This window comes from Rhabdaerophilum calidifontis, assembly GCF_008641065.1.
GTDB classification, from domain to species: Bacteria; Pseudomonadota; Alphaproteobacteria; order Rhizobiales; family Beijerinckiaceae; genus Rhabdaerophilum; species Rhabdaerophilum calidifontis.
Genome location: NZ_VTRS01000006.1, coordinates 151,437 through 168,466, shown reverse-complemented (window position 1 = coordinate 168,466; position 17,030 = coordinate 151,437). Strand labels below are relative to the sequence as shown.

At 70.2% G+C, this 17,030-nt stretch carries 21 protein-coding genes; 14 read left to right on the top strand and 7 right to left on the bottom strand.

Annotation, left to right across the window (positions count from 1 at the left end; genetic code table 11):
• The 4 genes from FWJ24_RS11310 to FWJ24_RS11295 all read right to left on the bottom strand — a co-directional run bounded on the left by FWJ24_RS11310 (nucleotide 1) and on the right by FWJ24_RS11295 (nucleotide 2,965).
• A complete protein-coding gene (locus FWJ24_RS11310; protein WP_150287934.1) occupies nucleotides 1-471 on the bottom strand; it encodes a hypothetical protein in 471 nt (156 codons plus the stop codon).
• 8 nt (nucleotides 472-479) lie between these two features.
• Nucleotides 480-1,316, bottom strand: coding sequence for an enoyl-ACP reductase FabI (gene fabI / locus FWJ24_RS11305; RefSeq protein WP_281291969.1), 837 nt, complete (start codon nucleotides 1,314-1,316; stop codon nucleotides 480-482).
• A 120-nt stretch (nucleotides 1,317-1,436) separates the two neighbouring features.
• On the bottom strand, nucleotides 1,437-2,369 hold the full coding sequence (locus FWJ24_RS11300; protein ID WP_150287933.1) for a DnaJ C-terminal domain-containing protein: 933 nt from the start codon (nucleotides 2,367-2,369) through the stop codon (nucleotides 1,437-1,439).
• An 86-nt stretch (nucleotides 2,370-2,455) separates the two neighbouring features.
• Nucleotides 2,456-2,965, bottom strand: coding sequence for an RT0821/Lpp0805 family surface protein (locus tag FWJ24_RS11295; RefSeq protein WP_246155660.1), 510 nt, complete (start codon nucleotides 2,963-2,965; stop codon nucleotides 2,456-2,458).
• A 151-nt stretch (nucleotides 2,966-3,116) separates the two neighbouring features.
• Between FWJ24_RS11295 and pdxH the strand changes: the two genes are divergently transcribed.
• From pdxH to FWJ24_RS11270, 5 genes are all read left to right on the top strand, one after another.
• Nucleotides 3,117-3,719, top strand: coding sequence for a pyridoxamine 5'-phosphate oxidase (gene pdxH / locus FWJ24_RS11290; protein WP_150287932.1), 603 nt, complete (start codon nucleotides 3,117-3,119; stop codon nucleotides 3,717-3,719).
• A 12-nt stretch (nucleotides 3,720-3,731) separates the two neighbouring features.
• Nucleotides 3,732-4,490, top strand: coding sequence for an SDR family NAD(P)-dependent oxidoreductase (locus FWJ24_RS11285; protein WP_150287931.1), 759 nt, complete (start codon nucleotides 3,732-3,734; stop codon nucleotides 4,488-4,490).
• Entirely contained in the window at nucleotides 4,483-4,920 is a 438-nt protein-coding gene (locus FWJ24_RS11280) for an NUDIX hydrolase (protein ID WP_150287930.1), read from the top strand. Before FWJ24_RS11285 ends, FWJ24_RS11280 begins: the two co-directional genes overlap by 8 nt.
• Nucleotides 4,917-5,393: a TIGR02301 family protein gene (locus tag FWJ24_RS11275; protein ID WP_150287929.1), complete on the top strand. Its 477-nt coding sequence runs from the start codon at nucleotides 4,917-4,919 to the stop codon at nucleotides 5,391-5,393. Before FWJ24_RS11280 ends, FWJ24_RS11275 begins: the two co-directional genes overlap by 4 nt.
• A 172-nt stretch (nucleotides 5,394-5,565) precedes the next feature.
• On the top strand, nucleotides 5,566-5,826 hold the full coding sequence (locus FWJ24_RS11270; RefSeq protein WP_150287928.1) for a hypothetical protein: 261 nt from the start codon (nucleotides 5,566-5,568) through the stop codon (nucleotides 5,824-5,826).
• 28 nt (nucleotides 5,827-5,854) lie between these two features.
• Here FWJ24_RS11270 and FWJ24_RS11265 read toward each other — a convergent pair whose 3' ends face one another.
• Nucleotides 5,855-7,195, bottom strand: coding sequence for a dihydroorotase (locus tag FWJ24_RS11265; protein ID WP_150287927.1), 1,341 nt, complete (start codon nucleotides 7,193-7,195; stop codon nucleotides 5,855-5,857).
• A gap of 117 nt (nucleotides 7,196-7,312) precedes the next feature.
• Here FWJ24_RS11265 and ygfZ point away from each other — a divergent pair, with 117 nt between their 5' ends.
• The 6 genes from ygfZ (at nucleotide 7,313) to FWJ24_RS11235 (ending at nucleotide 11,756) form a co-directional block, all read left to right on the top strand.
• Complete coding sequence (gene ygfZ, locus FWJ24_RS11260) at nucleotides 7,313-8,212, top strand: CAF17-like 4Fe-4S cluster assembly/insertion protein YgfZ (RefSeq protein WP_246155659.1); 900 nt, start codon at nucleotides 7,313-7,315, stop codon at nucleotides 8,210-8,212.
• Between the two features lie 52 nt (nucleotides 8,213-8,264).
• A complete protein-coding gene (locus FWJ24_RS11255) occupies nucleotides 8,265-8,936 on the top strand; it encodes an HD domain-containing protein (RefSeq protein WP_150287926.1) in 672 nt (223 codons plus the stop codon).
• 1 nt (nucleotide 8,937) lies between these two features.
• Nucleotides 8,938-9,456, top strand: a complete 519-nt coding sequence (locus FWJ24_RS11250) for a tyrosine phosphatase family protein (RefSeq protein ID WP_150287925.1) — start codon at nucleotides 8,938-8,940, stop codon at nucleotides 9,454-9,456.
• A gap of 6 nt (nucleotides 9,457-9,462) precedes the next feature.
• Nucleotides 9,463-10,422 carry an NUDIX hydrolase gene (locus tag FWJ24_RS11245; protein WP_150287924.1) on the top strand — a complete coding sequence of 320 codons (960 nt, stop codon included), beginning with the start codon at nucleotides 9,463-9,465 and terminating at the stop codon, nucleotides 10,420-10,422.
• 96 nt (nucleotides 10,423-10,518) lie between these two features.
• Nucleotides 10,519-10,773, top strand: coding sequence for an exodeoxyribonuclease VII small subunit (locus FWJ24_RS11240; protein ID WP_150287923.1), 255 nt, complete (start codon nucleotides 10,519-10,521; stop codon nucleotides 10,771-10,773).
• Nucleotides 10,774-10,835: 62 nt separating this feature from the next.
• Complete coding sequence (locus FWJ24_RS11235; protein ID WP_150287922.1) at nucleotides 10,836-11,756, top strand: pirin family protein; 921 nt, start codon at nucleotides 10,836-10,838, stop codon at nucleotides 11,754-11,756.
• Here FWJ24_RS11235 and FWJ24_RS11230 read toward each other — a convergent pair.
• Nucleotides 11,753-12,109 (bottom strand): carboxymuconolactone decarboxylase family protein, encoded by a 357-nt coding sequence (locus FWJ24_RS11230; protein ID WP_150287921.1) that lies wholly within the window; start codon nucleotides 12,107-12,109, stop codon nucleotides 11,753-11,755. The genes FWJ24_RS11235 and FWJ24_RS11230 overlap by 4 nt on opposite strands.
• 152 nt (nucleotides 12,110-12,261) lie before the next feature.
• Between FWJ24_RS11230 and dxs the strand changes: the two genes are divergently transcribed.
• Nucleotides 12,262-14,181 (top strand): 1-deoxy-D-xylulose-5-phosphate synthase, encoded by a 1,920-nt coding sequence (gene dxs / locus FWJ24_RS11225; protein WP_150287920.1) that lies wholly within the window; start codon nucleotides 12,262-12,264, stop codon nucleotides 14,179-14,181.
• Here the strand turns inward: dxs and FWJ24_RS11220 are convergent, their stop codons facing one another.
• Nucleotides 14,182-14,919 (bottom strand): superoxide dismutase, encoded by a 738-nt coding sequence (locus tag FWJ24_RS11220; RefSeq protein ID WP_150287919.1) that lies wholly within the window; start codon nucleotides 14,917-14,919, stop codon nucleotides 14,182-14,184. It lies immediately after the preceding gene.
• A gap of 116 nt (nucleotides 14,920-15,035) precedes the next feature.
• On the opposite strand from FWJ24_RS11220, the gene FWJ24_RS11215 reads away from it, so the two are divergent.
• Together FWJ24_RS11215 and FWJ24_RS11210 are read left to right on the top strand one after the other, a co-directional pair.
• A complete protein-coding gene (locus FWJ24_RS11215; RefSeq protein WP_150287918.1) occupies nucleotides 15,036-15,767 on the top strand; it encodes a TlyA family RNA methyltransferase in 732 nt (243 codons plus the stop codon).
• On the top strand, nucleotides 15,764-17,005 hold the full coding sequence (locus tag FWJ24_RS11210; RefSeq protein ID WP_150287917.1) for a class I SAM-dependent RNA methyltransferase: 1,242 nt from the start codon (nucleotides 15,764-15,766) through the stop codon (nucleotides 17,003-17,005). Before FWJ24_RS11215 ends, FWJ24_RS11210 begins: the two co-directional genes overlap by 4 nt.
• The last annotated feature ends 25 nt before the right edge of the window (nucleotides 17,006-17,030 follow it).

Sequence of the window (17,030 nt, the reverse complement as noted above, 5' to 3'; positions counted from 1 at the left end):
CTATTGAACGATGACCCTGGCCGTCACCTCGCGGACATCGCCGGTTGGATAGACGACGCGGAAGACGATCCGGTCCTCGCCCCGGAAGCGGCGCTCCGAGCGGTAGATCACCGCGAGCCCGTTCGGCGAGGTGCCGATGCAATTGCCGCGCGGCGCGCCGGGCACCGCGCGCAGGTTGATCGGGAAGGGGCGGGTCGTCATCTTCCCGTTCTTCGGCGGTTCGGGATATTCGATCTTCGGCGTCGGCCCGACCTTGCATTCGCGGTTGAGCGTCAGATAGGTGCCGAGAAAGATCTCGAGCCCGGAGCGGCCCTTGCGCTCGGTCTCGGTCCGGACCACGTTCGGCGCGGAAGCCGGCGCCGTAGCGGTCGGTGTCGCGGAAGCCGGCGCCGCGGGAGCAGTCTGGCCGGAAGCGCCGGAGACGGCGAGCAGCATCACAAGACCGGAAACGGAATGGATGGCCGGCCGCATCGGAACCCTCATTCCTTGTCGAGCGAAAGATCCGGCGCCTCGGGGTTCTTCATGCCGACGACATGATAGCCCGAATCGACGTGCATCACCTCGCCGGTCACCCCGCGCGACAGGTCCGAGAGCAGGTAGACCGAACTGTCGCCGACCTCTTCGATCGTCACGGTGCGGCGCAGCGGCGCGTTGTATTCGTTCCATTTGAGGATGTAGCGGAAATCGCCGATCCCGCTCGCGGCCAGCGTCTTGATCGGCCCGGCCGAGATTGCGTTGACGCGGATCGCCTGCGGACCGAGGTCGGCCGCGAGATAGCGAACGCTCGCTTCGAGCGCCGCCTTGGCGACGCCCATGACATTGTAATGCGGCATCCATTTCTCGGCGCCGTAATAGGTCAGCGTCAGGATCGAGCCGCCGGCCCCCATCAGCTTCTCCGCGCGCTGGGCGATCGCCGTCAGCGAATAGCAGGAGATGAGCATGGATTTCGAGAAATTGGCCTCGCTCGTGTCGATGTAGCGGCCGGTCAGCTCGTCCTTGTCGGCGAAGGCGATGGCATGGACGACGAAATCGAGCCGGTTCCAGTGCCGGCCGAGCTCGGCGAAGACGGCATCGATCGAGCCCTGGTCGGTCACGTCGCAATGGCCGACCACCAGGCCCCCGAGCTCCGCGGCCAGCGGCTCGACGCGCTTCTTCAGCGCATCGCCCTGGTAGGTGAATGCCAGTTCGGCCCCCGCCGCTCGGCAGGCCCGGGCGATGCCCCAGGCGATCGAGCGGTTGTTGGCGAGCCCCATGATGAGCCCGCGCTTGCCTTTGAGGAGGCCGTTGCCCGGCTTCTCTTCCGTCGCCATCGTCATTCCGGCTCCGATTCCCGAACAGAGAAGACGGCCGTCCGCGGCGGATCGACCGTGATTGGCCGTCTTCCATACCCGGTTCGGAGCAAGGTTCAAGCGGGGACGGGCGACAATCGCCGTCTTTCAGCCGCGGCGGCGACGGAAGAAGCCCTCGATCTCCGGATCGTTGGGGCCGAGATCGATGTCGAGCGTCACGAAAAGGTCGCCCGTGCGCTCCTTCAGCGGCAGGCCCTTGCCGCGCAGGCGCAGCGCCTTGCCGCCGCTCGTCCAGGGGGGAACCGTGACCTCGACCTCGCCGGCCAGCGTCGGCACCCGCACCGAACCGCCGAGAATCGCCTCGCGCAGCGGCACGGGCACCGAGATCCGCAAATCGGCGCCATCGAGCGTGAAGCGCGGATGGCGCTGGTAGCGGATCGTCACCAGCGCATCGCCGTTCGGGCCACCGAAGGGCGAGGGCTGGCCCTGGCCGCGCAGCCGCATCGTCGCGCCGTTCGCCGCACCGGCGGGCACCTTGACTTCGAGCATGCGAAGATCCGGCAGTGTCAGCCGTACCGTTCCGCCCTGTGCGATCGTTTCGAGCGGCACTGCGGCCTCGAGTTCGATATCCTCGCCCGGCGGGATCGCCGAGCGTCCGCCTGCCGCGCCGCCCGGTCGCGGCCCCGCGCCGGCGCGCGGATCGGCGCCGCCGGCCTCGAAGCGGCGGAACAGGTCTGAGAAGATGTCGCGCGGGTCGGGGCGGCCGCCCGGAGAGGCATCCGCACCGAAATCGAAGCGGAACCCGCCCGCCATGCCCTGGCTGGCGGGGTCGAAGCCGGGATGGAAGGTGGCGCGCGGCTTGCCTTCGGCATCGATCTCGCCGCGGTCGAATTGCCGGCGGCGCGCCGCATCGCCGAGGATCTCGTAGGCGGCGTTGATCTCGGCGAAGCGCTCCTTCGCCTTCGGATCCCCGGAATTGCGATCAGGATGCCAGGTTTTCGCGAGCTTGCGGAAGGCGCGCTTGATCTCCTCCGCGCCCGCATCGCGCTTCACGCCCAGAACAAGGTAAGGATCGCGCATCTGTCCCTCGATCGGCTGCCGCACTCGTCGCGGCGCCCGCCGCCTAGATGGGAACGCTGTTGCCGAAGCGCAACGCGCCGGAGAGGCTATTCGTCGGCCGCCCTCGCCTCGAGCGCCGAACCGGCAGGGCCGGGCAGCCGCGGCGTCAGCGCGAAAGGCGCCGCGGCGGCGCGTCCATCCCTGACTTCGGGTTCCGGAACGCTCCGGAGCGCCCATTCGCCGGGGCCGGTGCGGCAGGCGCGACCGTTGCGCCGCGTCTCGCGGGTGCCGGGCAGCGAGGAGCCGAGCGTCGCCACGAAGGGGCGGCAGACCTGCCCCTCGACGAGGACGAGGTCGCCGGCCGGCGCGAAGCTGCCGCGCCGCCGGGTTGCGGGATTGTCCCAGTTGACCGGCTGCCCCGGTCCCTGCGGATCCACGGCCAGCGCGAGCGCGGCCTGGGCGCGGCGCCAATCCTCGGCATCGAGCGCCGGATCGAGGGCGGCGGCCGGGCTCGCGAGGCTGCCCGTGGTCTCGGCATCCTGGTGGAAGGAGGCGAGCGGCATCACGAGGCTGCACCCGCCGAGCAGCGGCCCGCCGAGCAGCAGGGCCGCGAGCATGCGCGCCGAACTGTTCCGATTGCGCGCACCCGGCGGCGCGCTATATCGGAAGCATGGCACGGCCATCCGGCCGGCAGGGGAGCAGGTTGAACGCGACACGACGCGACCCCAGCGAGTGAACCGCAATCTTCATTAGAGGACGGAACCGTTAATGACCGGTTTGTGGGATGACGTGCGGGACCCTTTCGCGCTGTTTGCGGAATGGTTTGCGCAAGCGCGCGACAAGGAGATCAATGATCCCGACGCGATGGCCCTCGCCACCGCCGGCGCCGATCTGATGCCCAATGTCCGCATGGTGCTGCTGAAGGAGTATGATCCGCGCGGCTTCGTCTTCTATTCCAATCGCGAGAGCCAGAAGGGCGGCGAGCTGGCCGCGAACATGCAGGCGGCGGGCGTTCTGCACTGGAAGAGCCTGCGCCGGCAGGTGCGCTTCCGCGGCCCCGTCGAGGAGGTCGCTCCGGAACAGGCCGATGCCTATTTCGCCTCGCGCCCGCGTGACAGCCGGATCGGCGCCTGGGCCTCGCGGCAATCGCGCCCGCTCGAGGGCCGCTTCGCGCTGGAGGCGGCGGTGGCGCGCGAGGCGGCTCGGTTCGGGCTCGGCGAGGTGCCGCGCCCGCCCTATTGGAGCGGCTGGCGGATCCGGCCGCTCTCCATCGAATTCTGGCAGGACAAGCCGTTCCGCCTGCATGACAGGCTGATCTTCCGCCGCGCCGCGCTCGACGCGCCGTTCGAGATCGTGCATTTCTACCCCTGAACGGAGGCCGCCATGGAACGGGACCGCGCCAATGCCCCCGCCGAGCGGCGGACCCTGCTCCTGACCGGTGCCTCGCGCGGGATCGGGCACGCCACCGTCAAGCGTTTCGCCTCGGCCGGCTGGCGGGTGATCGCCTGCTCGCGCCAGCCCGTGCCGGAGAACTGCCCCTGGGACGCCGGGGGCGACAACCATGTCCAGGTCGATCTCGCCGACCCGGCCGACACCCTGCGCGCGATCGGCGAGATCAAGTCGCGGCTGGCGGATGGCCGGCTGCACGCGCTTGTCAACAATGCCGGGATCTCGCCGAAGGGGCCGGGCGGCGCGCGGCTCTCGGCGATCGAAACCCCGATCGAGGATTGGGCCACCGTCTTCCAGGTCAATTTCTTCGCCCCGATCATGCTCGCGCGCGGGCTGATCGATGAATTGCGGGCCGCGAAGGGCGCGGTGGTCAATGTCACCTCCATCGCCGGCGGGCGCGTCCACCCCTTCGCGGGGGCGGCCTATGCCACCTCCAAGGCCGCGCTGGCGGCGCTGACCCGCGAGATGGCGGCGGATTTCGGCCCCTTCGGCGTGCGGGTCAACGCCATCTCGCCCGGCGAGATCGACACCTCGATCCTCTCCCCCGGCACGGAGAAGATCGTCGAGACCCTGCCGATGCGCCGGCTCGGCACGCCGGACGAGGTCGCCAAGGCGATCTATTTCCTCTGCACCGATGCCTCCGCCTATGTCACCGGCGCCGAATTGCACATCAATGGCGGTCAGCATGTCTGACCCGCCGGCGCGGCCGGTGCTCGCGGCGTCGATCGCCGTGTTCCGCGACGGCCGGGTGCTGGTCGCGCGCCGCGCCCGCGCACCGGCGCTCGGGCTCTGGTCGCTGCCCGGCGGCCGGATCGAGCCCGGCGAGCGCATGGCTGAAGGCGCGCTGCGCGAACTCGCCGAGGAGGTGGGGGTCACGGCCGAGATCGTCGGGTTCGTCGATCATGTCGAGCATATCGAGCATGATCCCGCCGGGCTGCTGCGCGCGCATGCGGTGATCGCGGCCTTCGCCGGGCGCTGGATCGCGGGCGAGCCCACCCCATCGGCCGAAATATCCGATATCCGCTGGGTCGATCCGCTCGCGCCGGGCGATCTCGCGATGACGCGCGGGCTCGAGGCGGTGCTCGCGCGCGCGGCGCGCCTCGTCGCCGGGGCGGCGGCGTGACCGGGCGACGCGCCCGGTCCTTTGCCCGCGCCGCGATGGCGCTCGTTCTCTCCCTGCTGCCGGCGCTGGAGGCGCTCGCGCAACCGGCGGCGCAGCCGCGCCCGATCCGCCGCAAGCGCCCTGCGGCGGAGGCGCCGGCACCGGTGCCGAAACCGGCGATCGCGCCGCCGAATGCGCAGGAAGCTCCCCTGACGCAGTTCTCGGAGGTGATCGGGGCGCTGGCCTTCCTCGCCGATCTCTGCGCGCCGGACACGTGGCCCAACCCCTGGCAGCGGCGGATGGAGGCGTTCCTCGAAGCCGAGGGCGACAATTCCGGGCTGCGCGAGCGGCTGACCGGCGCCTACAACCAGGGATTTTCCGAATATTCGACGAGCTACCGCCAATGCACGCCGGCCGCCCGGGCCGCCCGCGCCATGCTGACGCGCGACGCCGCGCGGCTCGCCCGCGAACTCGACCGCCGCTTCGGGAGCTGAGCTTTCCCCGCTTTCATCCACAAGACGAACGGCCGCGTTAACGTTTTCTCAACGGAATGCTCGCTTTCGCGCTCTGCGCGGTCTAGCCTGATCCTGCCAGCAAGGGGCGAGTGGAAGGCGAGCAGCGCCGGGAACGGCGGGCCGACCTGCGGACGAAACGGGGAATGCGCGCGTGCAGACGAACGACGAACTGGGCAGGTCGAACGACGCGCTCTACGCCGACCAGCGGCGTGCAGCGTATAATTATGTCTCGGAAGCCTTTGCCGAAGGCCGCTATGACGGAATCGACGGCGATTGCCTCGCCCATGCCGCGCTGTTCGCCGCCTTCGTCGAGCTCGTCGCCACCTATGGCGAGGAGGCTGTCGGCAAATTCGCCGAACGGTTGCCCGAGCGGATCAAGGCCGGCGAATATTCGCTCAAGATGAAGAACTGAGCCGGCCGGCCCGTCAAGAGCGGCCCGTTCATCCGCGTTCCGGCAAGGCTTCCCCGAAACGCACCGGCTCGCCCGTTCCCGGTCCCGTCAACTCGCCCTGCCACATCACGCGGCGGCCGCGCACGAAGGTGCCGACCGGCCAGCCGGTGACCTGCATCCCGTCATAGGGCGTCCAGCCGCATTTCGAGGCGATCCAGCCGTCGGTGATCGTCTCGCGGCGCTTCAGATCGACGATCGTCAGGTCCGCGTCGTAGCCGACCGCGATGCGCCCCTTCGCGGCGATGCCGAACAGCCGCGCCGGCCCGGCCGCGGCGAGATCGACGAAGCGCTCGAGGCTCAGCCGCCCGGCATGGACGTGATCGAGCATGACCGGGACCAGCGTCTGCACGCCGGTCATGCCCGAATGCGATCCGGGATAGGGGTGATCCTTCTCCGCGCGGGTATGGGGGGCGTGGTCCGAGCCAAGGATATCGACGACCCCTTCCGCCACACCGCGCCAGATCCGCTCCTGATGCGCCCTATCGCGCACCGGCGGGTTCATCTGCGCGTAGGTGCCGAGGCGTTCGTAGCATTCCGGCGCGGCGAGCGTGAGATGATGCGGCGTCACCTCGCAGCTCGCGACATCCTTGTGACCAGCGAGGTATTCGATCTCGTCGCCGGTCGAGACATGCAGAACGTGCACCCGCCGGCCGAAGCGGCGCGCCAGCGTCACCAGCCGCTGCGTCGCCAGCAGCGCCGCCTCCGGATCGCGCCAGACGGGATGGGAGGCGGGGTCGCCCGGCCGGCGCAGATCGAGCCGCGCGCGGAGCCGCGCCTCGTCCTCGCAATGGAAGGAGGCGCGGCGGGAGAGCCGGGCAACGATCCGCGCCAGGGTTTCGTCATCCTCCACCAGCAGGTTGCCGGTCGACGAACCGATGAAGACCTTGATCCCCGCCGCGCCGGGCAGCTTTTCCAGAACCGGGATCTCCTCGACATTCTCGGCCGTGCCGCCGACAAAGAAGGCGAAATCGCAATGCATGCGGTGATGCGCCGCGGCAACCTTGGCGGCGAGCGCCGCGGCGGAGGTTGTCATCGGGTTGGTGTTCGGCATCTCGAACACCGCCGTCACCCCGCCCAGAACGGCGGCGCGCGAGCCGGATTCGAGATCCTCCTTGTGGGTGAGGCCCGGTTCGCGGAAATGCACCTGCGTGTCGATGATGCCGGGCAGGATGGTCAGGCCCCGGCAGGAGAGCGTCTCGGCGGCGGCGGCGCGGGAGAGATCGCCGATCACGGCGATCCGCCCGCCGCGCAGGCCGAGATCGCAGATGGCGCGGCCGTCCTGGTTGACGATCTCGGCGCCGAGCAGCAGGGTGTCGAATGTCTCTGCCATACCTCTCTCCGCGGCCGGTGATCCGGGCGCCCTTGCCGCGCCCCCGCACCGGACTTATCTGCCGCTCCGGAGGCAAACAAGCCCCCAACGCGCCCGCCAGCCCGTGAACGAGATCCCGTGACCGCGATCGAGCCCTCCGCCCCGCCCCACGTCATTCCCGCAGAGGATCGCGCCGTTCTCGCGATCACCGGCGGCGAGGCGCAGCATTTCCTGCACAACCTCGTCACCGCCGATATCGCCGGGCTCGCGCCGGGAACCGGCCGCGCCGCGGCGCTTCTGACCCCGCAGGGCAAGATCATCGCCGACATGCTGGTGTTCAACGGCAGCGACGACGAGCCGCTTTACCTCATCGATGTTGCAGCCGGGCTGGCGGATGACCTTCTCGAACGCCTCGAACGCTACCGGCTGCGCGCGGCGATCGCCATCAGCCGGCTCGGGGCGCCGATCGATATGCGGATCTGCCTCGATGCACCGCCGGTCGAGGGGCCGGATTTCTACGCCTTCGCCGATCCCCGCGCGCCGGAACTCGGGCAGCGGCTCTACGGCCCGCGCGATGCGCTGGAGCGTGCGACCGCCGGCTTCGCCCCCGGCGCCGCGGAAGCCTATCACGCGCGGCGCGTGGCGCTCGGCATCCCCGAAGCGGGGAAGGATTTCGTCACCGGCGACGCCTTCCCGCACGAGGTCAATCTCGACCAGCTCGGCGGGGTCGATTTCCGCAAGGGCTGCTATATCGGCCAGGAGGTCGTGAGCCGCATGGAGCATCGCGGCACGGCGCGCACGCGCGCGCTCGCGGCGCGGTTCCTCAACGGGTTCGGCGTTACCGGCGGTGCCGAGGTGATGGCGGGAGAGCGGGCGATCGGCCGGGTCGGCGAAAGCTTCGGCGACCGTGCCATCGCCATCCTGCGGCTCGACCGGCTGGCGGAGGCCGAAGCAGCGGGGCTGCCGGTCACTGCCGGCGGCGTTCCCGTCGAGCTGACGCCGCCCGCCTATGCCCGCTTCGGCAAGGGCATGGCCTGACCGGCGCATCGCGCCTGTTGCCAATCCCGGCGCGAGAGGACAAAACCGCTGCATGGCGCGCTCCGCATCCGCCCCCTCATCCGCCGCGCGGACGACGCGCGCGAAACCGCCGCGCGCCTGGCAGCGCATGCTCTCCGGGCGGCGGCTCAACCTGCTCGACCCCTCGCCGTTCGATATCGAGATCGCCGACATCGCCCATGGTCTGGCGCGGGTCGCGCGCTGGAACGGGCAGACGCATGGCACGCATATCTTCTCTGTGGCACAGCATTCGCTGCTCGTCGAGGCGATCGCGGGGGAGATGGCGCCGCAGGCCGGCCTGCGCACCCGGCTCGCGGTGCTGCTGCACGATGCCGCCGAATACGTGATCGGCGACATGATCTCGCCGTTCAAGGCGGTGATCGGCGACGCCTATCGCGAGACCGAGAGCCGCATCCTCGACGCGGTGCTGCGTCGCTTCTCGCTGCCGGCGCCGATGCCGCGCCTCGCCGCCGATCTCGCCAAGCGCGCGGATCGCGCCGCCGCGTATCACGAGGCGACCCGGCTCGCAGGCTTCACCGAGGCCGAGGCGCGGGAATTCTTCGGCCAGCCGTTCCGGCTCAAACCGGACATGGCCGCGCTCGTCCTTCCCCTGCCGATCGAGGCGGTGGAGGCGGCCTTCCTCGCCCGCTTCACCGAACTCGACGCCGCCCTCCATGCCGGGCCGCCCGGTCGACAGGAGCCCTGACATGCCCCGCATCCATGTCTGTTCGCTGCAGCGCCTGTACGAAACCGTCCGCACGACCGGCGCGGCCGATGTCGTGACGGTGATCAAGGCGGTCACACCGGTGCCGCGCCCGGAGGGAATCGCGCCGGAGCGGCATCTCGTGCTCAATTTCTCCGACATCACCGAACCGCGCGAGGGCGAGGTGATGGCCGGGGAGCAGGATGTCGCGGCGCTCGTCGCGTTCGTGACGCGCTGGGAGCGCGCGCGGCCCCTGGTCATCCATTGCTATGCCGGGGTCAGCCGCTCAACCGCGAGCGCCTTCATCGCCGCCTGCGCGCTCCGGCCGGACCGGACCGAGACCGAATGGGCCGGACATATCCGCGCCGTCTCGCCCACCGCGACGCCGAACCGGCATCTGGCCGCGCTCGGCGACGATCTGCTCGGGCGCGGCGGGCGGATGGTCGATGCGATCGACGCCATCGGCCGCGGAATCGATACGTTCGAGGGCGTGCCCTTCGCGCTCGATATCGGCGCCGGCTGAACGGATATGCGCCCCGCCCTGCCCATCGAGATCAATCTCACCGCCGTCCTCATGGCGGTGGAGGGGCAGACGCCGCTGGTCTATGCGGCGCGGGGCGGGGAGAGCCTCGGCCTGCCCTCCGGGCCGTTCGACCCGCTGAAGCATCGCACGCTGGAAATCGGGCTGCGCTCCTTCGCGCAGGAGCAGGCCGGGCAGGCATTGGGCTATGTCGAGCAGCTCTACACCTTCGGCGATCGCGGCCGGCACGCCGCCGAGCGCGCGCGCGGCGAGGTCGATGCGAGCCCGCATGTCGTCTCGATCGGCTATCTCGCCCTGACCCGGATCGCCGATCGCGGCGCGGCGCATTTCGCGCCGCTCTACGCCTGCTTCCCCTGGGAGGATTGGCGGGGCGGCAAGCCGGCGCTGATCGACGCCATGATCCGGCCGGCGCTCGAAAGCTGGGCGCGCGGCGCCGATCAGCGCGGCGCCGGCATCGACCGCCGCGCGCTCTCGCCTGTCGAGCGCGTCGCGCTCTATTTCGGTTCCGATACCCTGCCCTTCGACGAGGAGAAGGTGCTCGAACGCTACGAACTGCTCTACGAGGCCGGGCTCGTGCCGGAGGCGATCCGCGACGGCCGCGCCGCCGGCGCCGTTTGCGTGCCGGGCGAGCCGATGGCGTTCGATCATCGCCGCATCCTCGCGACCGCGCTGGGGCGCATCCGCGGCAAGCTGAAATACCGCCCGCTGATCTTCGAGATGATGCCCGAGAGCTTCACGCTGACCGATCTCCAGAAGAAGGTCGAGGCGATCTCGGGCCATCACCTGCACAAGCAGAATTTCCGCCGCCTCGTCGAGCAGGGCGGGCTCGTCGAGCCCACCGGCGGCCAGACCGTGACCGGCGGCCGCCCGGCCGCGCTGTTCCGCTTCCGCCGCGAGGTGCTGACGGAGCGCCCGGCGCCCGGCTTCCGCCTCGGCCGGCTCGGCTGATGCGCGGGCGGCCGCGTCGGGGCGTGGATAACCCGCCGCGCTGTTTCCTCCCCGGCCGCGATCGTCTAGGGTCTGCCCGATCACAGGTTCTTCCCCATGAGCAGCACCCTTCCCCCCGATATCGCCGCGATGCCCTTCGAGGCGGCGCTGGCCGAACTCGAAACCATCGTCGCCGAGCTCGAACGCGGCGAGGTGAGCCTCGAAAAATCGATCGAGCGCTACGAGCGCGGCGAACAGCTGAAGAAGCGCTGCGAGGCGCTGCTGAAGGAAGCCGAGATGCGCATCGCCCGGATCGCGCTCGGACCGGACGGCAAGCCCGCCGGCGCCGCGCCGCTCGATCCCGAGCGCTGAAGCCGCCTGCCCTTCCCGCAGCGGCGCACGGCCCCATTTGCTTGCGCAAGGAGGAGCCCGCCATGTCGAGCCTGCCCGCCGAAGATCCCGCCCCCGGCGATGCCCGCGCCTGCGCGGCGATCGAACAGGTGATCGTGCCGCGCGCCCACGATATCGGTGGATTCGAGGTGCGGCGCGCGCTGCCCGCAGCCGGGCGGCGGATGGTCGGCCCCTTCGTCTTCTTCGACCAGATGGGGCCGAGCGAATTCCTGCTCGGCACCGGGCTCGACGTGCGGCCGCACCCCCATATCGGGCTCGCGACCGTGACCTATCTCTTCGATGGATCGATCCTGCATCGCGATTCGCTCGGGATCGTGCAGGAGATCCGGCCCGGCGCGCTCAACCTGATGAGCGCCGGCGCGGGCGTCGTCCATTCCGAGCGCACCAGCCCCGAGGCGCGGCAGGCCCCGAACCGGCGGCTCTTCGGCATCCAGGCCTGGGCCGCCCTGCCCGCCAGCCACGAGGAGACGGCGCCGGCCTTTGTCCACCATGCCGAGACCGAATTGCCGCGCGTGACCGGCGAGGGCAAGCGGGTGCGGATCATCATGGGCGAGGGCTACGGCGCCCGCTCGCCCGTCGCCTTCCCCCATCCCGCCTTCTATGCCGAGGCGGTTCTGGCGCCCGGCGCCGTGCTGCCGCTCGACGCCGATCTCGACGAGCGCGCCGTCTACACGGTCTCGGGCGAGATCGACATCGCCGGCGACACGTTCGGCCCCGGCCAGCTCCTCGTCTTCCACCCCGGCGACCGGATCTCGATCCTCGCGCTCGGCCATGCGCGGCTGATGATCTTCGGCGGCGAGCCCATGGACGGACCCCGGCACATCTGGTGGAATTTCGTCTCCTCGCGCAAGGACCGGATCGAACAGGCCAAGGCCGACTGGGCGGCCGGCCGGTTCGATTCCGTGCCCGGCGAAAGCGAGTTCATCCCGCTGCCGGAGCGCTAGGTCCGGGCCTTTTCGCCGGCCTCGAACTGGAGGAAGGCGGTCATCGCATCGGCGGCATACATCAGCGAGGGGCCGCCGCCCATCTGCACCGCCACCGCCAGCACCTCCGCCAGTTCCTGGCGCGTGGCGCCGAGCCGCACCAGCGCCTCTGCGTGGTAGCCAAGGCAGGCATCGCAGCGCGCCGCGACGCCGAGCGCCAGGGCGATGAATTCCTTGGTCTTGGCATCGAGCAGCCCCGGCTTCATGGCCTCCTTGGTCAGGGCGGAGAAGGCCGCGAGCGTCTCGCCGGCATCCTTGCGCAATTCGCGCAGGCCGGCCGAGGTCGAGCGGGTGATGTCCGGATAATCCTTCATGGGGTGCTCCGCTGCCGGCGGCCATCGCGCCGGACCTTTCATAGACACATTCAGTTTTTCATATGATTTCCCTTGCGGTGGCGCAAGCCGTGGCGGTGCATGATCAGGGATGGGCGATTGCCCGAACCGCCAGAGGCGCTATAACGCTGCGGATGAACCCGCGCCCTGAAACGCCGCTGCTCGACCGCATCGCCAGCCCCGCCGACCTGCGCCGGCTCGACCCATCGCAATTGCGGCAGGTCGCCGACGAACTCCGTGCCGAGACGATCGACGCGGTCTCCGTTACCGGCGGCCATCTCGGCGCCGGGCTCGGGGTTGTCGAACTGACGGTCGCGCTGCATCACGTGTTCGACACCCCGGCCGACCGGCTGATCTGGGATGTCGGACACCAGGCCTATCCGCACAAGATCCTGACCGGGCGGCGGAGCCGCATCCGCACGCTGCGCCAGGGTGGCGGGCTCTCCGGCTTCACCAAGCGCGCCGAGAGCGAATACGATCCCTTCGGCGCCGCGCATTCCTCGACATCGATCTCGGCCGGGCTCGGCATGGCGGTGGCGCGCGATCTCGCCGGCGGGACAAACCACGTCATCGCCGTGATCGGTGACGGCGCGATGAGCGCCGGTATGGCCTATGAGGCTATGAACAATGCCGGCGCAGCGCATTCGCGGCTCATCGTCATCCTCAACGACAACGACATGTCGATCGCGCCGCCGGTGGGGGGGATGTCCGCCTATCTCGCGCGGCTCGCCTCGGGCAAGACCTATCTGAAGCTGCGTGATTTCGGCAAGCAGCTCACCGCGCAACTGCCCAAGCGGCTCGATTCCGCGATCACCCGCGCGGTGGAACATGCGCGCGGCTATGTCACCGGCGGCACGCTGTTCGAGGAGCTGGGCTTCTATTATGTCGGGCCGATCGACGGCCACAATCTCGACCATCTGCTGCCGGTGCTGCGCAATGTCCGCGACGCCGAGGTCGGCGCGCCGATCCTCGTTCATGTCGTGACGCAGAAGGGCAAGGGCTATGCCCCGGCCGAGGCGAGCGCCGACAAATATCACGGCGTCGTCAAGTTCGATGTCGTCACCGGCAAGCAGGCCAAGGCCCCGACCAACGCGCCGGCCTATACCCGCGTCTTCGCCGAGAGCCTGATCCGCGAGGCGGAGGTGGACGAGAAGATCGTTGCGATCACCGCCGCGATGCCTTCCGGCACCGGGCTCGATCTGTTCGGCGCGGCGTTTCCGCGCCGCACCTTCGATGTCGGAATCGCCGAGCAGCACGCCGTGACCTTCGCGGCCGGGCTCGCGGCCGAGGGGTTCAGGCCGTTCTGCGCCATCTATTCCACCTTCCTTCAGCGCGGCTACGACCAGGTGGTGCATGACGTCGCGCTCCAGAACCTGCCGGTGCGCTTCGCGCTCGACCGGGCCGGGCTTGTCGGCGCCGACGGGCCGACCCATGCCGGCGCCTTCGACCTCGCCTATCTCTGCTGCCTGCCGAACATGGTGGTGATGGCGGCGGCGGACGAGGCCGAATTGTGCCACATGGTGCGCACCGCCGCCGCCCATGATGCCGGCCCCATCGCCTTCCGTTATCCGCGCGGCGAGGGAATCGGGGTCGAGATGCCGGCGCGGGGCGAGGTGCTGGAGATCGGCCGGGGTCGCATCCTGCGCGAAGGGCGGGAGATCGCGCTGCTCTCGCTCGGCACCCGGCTTCAGGAGGCGCTGAAGGCCGCCGAGGAGCTGGAGAAGCTGGGGCTTTCCACCAGCGTCGCCGATGCGCGCTTCGCCAAGCCAATCGACCGCGCGCTGCTCCGGCGTCTCGCGGAGGGGCATGCGCTGCTCGTCACCATCGAGGAGGGGTCGGTCGGCGGCTTCGGCAGCCAGGTGCTGCACGCGCTGGCCGAGGACGGGTTGCTCGACGGCGCGCTCAAGGTGCGCACGATGACGCTGCCGGACCGCTATCAGGACCAGGACAGGCCGGAGCGGATGTATGCCGAGGCAGGGCTCGACGCGCGCGGCATTGTCGCCACGGTGTTGCGCGCGCTCGGCAGCCAGGCCGAGCGCGCGGTGCGGGCCTGATCAGATCGTCAGCGTGCCGGCCTTGGCGGCGGCATAGCGCTCGCCGATCTTCGTCCAGTTGACGACCGCCCACCAGTTCACGAGGTATTCGGCGCGGCGGTTCTGATACTTGAGATAATAGGCGTGCTCCCAGACATCGTTGCCGAGCAGCACCCGCTGCCCGTCCATCAGCGGCGTATCCTGGTTGGGGCGCGTGGTGATCGCCAGCTTGCCGCTCTGGTCCACCGTGATGAAGACCCAGCCCGAGCCGAAGACGCGCGCACCGGCGGCGTTGAAATCGGTCTTCATCTTGTCGAACCCACCGAGATCGCGCTCGATCGCGGTCCTGAGTTCGCCCGAGGGTTCCTTGGCGCCGCCGGGGGTCATGATGATCCAGAACATGGTGTGGTTGGCATGGCCGCCAAGCGAATTCTTGGCCCCCATGCGGATCGATTCCGGCAATTGCTGCCAGCCGGCGAGCAGCTTCTCGACCGGGTTCGCGGCCAGGACCGAATGCTCCTTGGCGAAATTGTTGAGATTGCCGATGAATGCACCGTGGTGGCGCTGCGAGTGAACCTCCATCGTCATCGCGTCGATATGCGGTTCGAGCGCGTTGAAGGCATAGCCGAGCTGCGGCAGGACGAAGGGACCGGCGGGCGCGGCCTGCGCCAGCACGGCGCGCGGAAGCGCCGGCAACGTGGCGGCGCTTGCGGCACCGGCGAGGAACAGGCGGCGCGAGAACAGGGTTTCGGGTTTCATTGTCTTCCTCCGGGTCGAGTCTGGGGTTAAGGGTCCGCTCTGGACCAGGGCGCGAAGCCTCCCCGTTTTTCTACCTCCCGGCCGCCACGCCGGATGCATAGAGGCACTGATAAAATATGGCACGGATGCGGCTCGACCAGTTGCTCGTCGAACGGACAGTCTTCCCGAGCCGCGCCCGTGCCGCGGCAGCGATCGCCGCCGGCCGGGTCCGGATCGGCGGCAGCCCGGCGCGCAAGGCGGCGCAGATGGTGGAAGCCGATACGGCGATCGAGGCGGAGCCCGAGCATGACTATGTCTCGCGCGGGGCGCTGAAGCTCGCGGCGGCGCTCGACGCGGCGGGGATCGATCCTTCCGGCGCCATCTGCCTCGATCTCGGCGCCTCGACAGGCGGGTTCACCGATCTCCTGCTCCGGCGCGGCGCAAAGCGCGTGTTCGCGGTCGATGTCGGGCACGGCCAATTGCACGCCGCGCTGCGCGACGATCCGCGCGTCGTGGCGCTGGAAGGGCTCGACGCGCGCGCGATCACCCCCGCCGAGGTGCCGGAGCCCGTCGATCTTCTCGTCGCCGATCTCGCCTTCATCGGGCTCGCCAAGGCGCTGCCGGCCGGCCTTGCCCGCGTGAAGCCCGGCGGGCGGCTGGTGGGGCTGGTGAAGCCGCAATTCGAGGCCGGGCCGGGTGCCGGCAAGAAGGGCGTGATCCGCGATCCGGCCCTCCAGGCGGCGGTTCTCGACCGGGTAGCGGCCGAGATCGCCGCGCTCGGGGTGACGGTCGAGGCCCGCCTGCCCTCGCCGATCGCCGGCGGCGACGGGAACCGCGAATTCCTGATCGTGGCGCGGAAGGCCGCATGAGCGCCGTCGCAACGCTCGACATCACCGCGATCGGCGGGCGGGGCGACGGGCTCGCCCGGGATGGGGAGGCGCGCGTCGCGGTGCCCTTCACCCTGCCGGGGGAGCGCGTGCGGGCCGCGATCGCGGACGGGCGCGGCGCGTTGATCGAGATCCTGGCCCCGAGCCCGGAACGGATCGCCCCGGAATGCCGGCATTTCGGCACCTGCGGCGGCTGCGCGCTCCAGCATTGGGCAGCACCGGCGGTCGCGGAATGGAAGCGGGCGCGGATCGTCGCGGCGCTGGCGCGCGCGGGGCTGTCGCCGCCGGTCACGCCGACGATCGACGCGCATGGCGCAGGGCGGCGGCGGGTGACGCTGCATATCCGCCGGCACACGGCCGGGATCGCCGCCGGCTTCATGCGGCAGCGCAGCCACGATCTCGTCGATCTCGACCATTGTCCGCTGCTGGTGCCGGCGCTCGCCCCGGCGCCGGACATCGCCCGCGCCATCGGCCATGTGCTGCGCGGCCTCGCCAAGCCGCTCGACCTGCTGGTGACGGCGAGCGATTCCGGACTCGATTGCGATATCCGTGGCGCCGGCGCCCTGCCGGAGGCGCTGCGGCAGAAGCTCGTCGTACTGGCGGCGCGCTTCGATCTCGCGCGCCTGACGCTGCATGGCGAGCGGCTGATCGAGGCGCGGATGCCGACGATCCGTTTCGCCGATGCGCCGGAACTCTCCGCCACCCTGCCCTCCGGCGCCTTCCTGCAGGCGACGGCCGAGGCCGAGGCCCGGCTCGCGGCGCTGGCAAGCACGGCGCTCGGGGAGGCGCGGCATGTCGCCGATCTCTTCTGCGGGCTCGGCCCGTTCACATTGCGCCTCGCACGGCGCATGAAGGTCGCGGGCTATGATTCCGACAGCGGCGCGATCGCGGCACTCGCGCGCTCGATCCGCGCCAATCCGGGTGGGAAGCCGGCGCGGGCGGAGGCGCGTGACCTGTTCCGCCGGCCGCTCTTTGCGGCGGAACTGAAGCCCTTCGACGCCGTCCTCCTCGACCCGCCCCGCCAGGGCGCCGAGGCGCAGGCGCGGGAAATCGCCAAATCGCGGCTTGCGCGCCTCGCCTATGTCTCGTGCGATCCCGAAAGCTTCGCGCGCGACGCGGCCATCCTCGCTGCGGGCGGGTTCCGGATCGAGACGGTGACCCCGGTCGATCAGTTCCGGCATTCGCCGCATGTCGAACTGGTCGCGCAACTGTCGCGCTAGGCGGACTGGCCTCCCGAACCCCCGC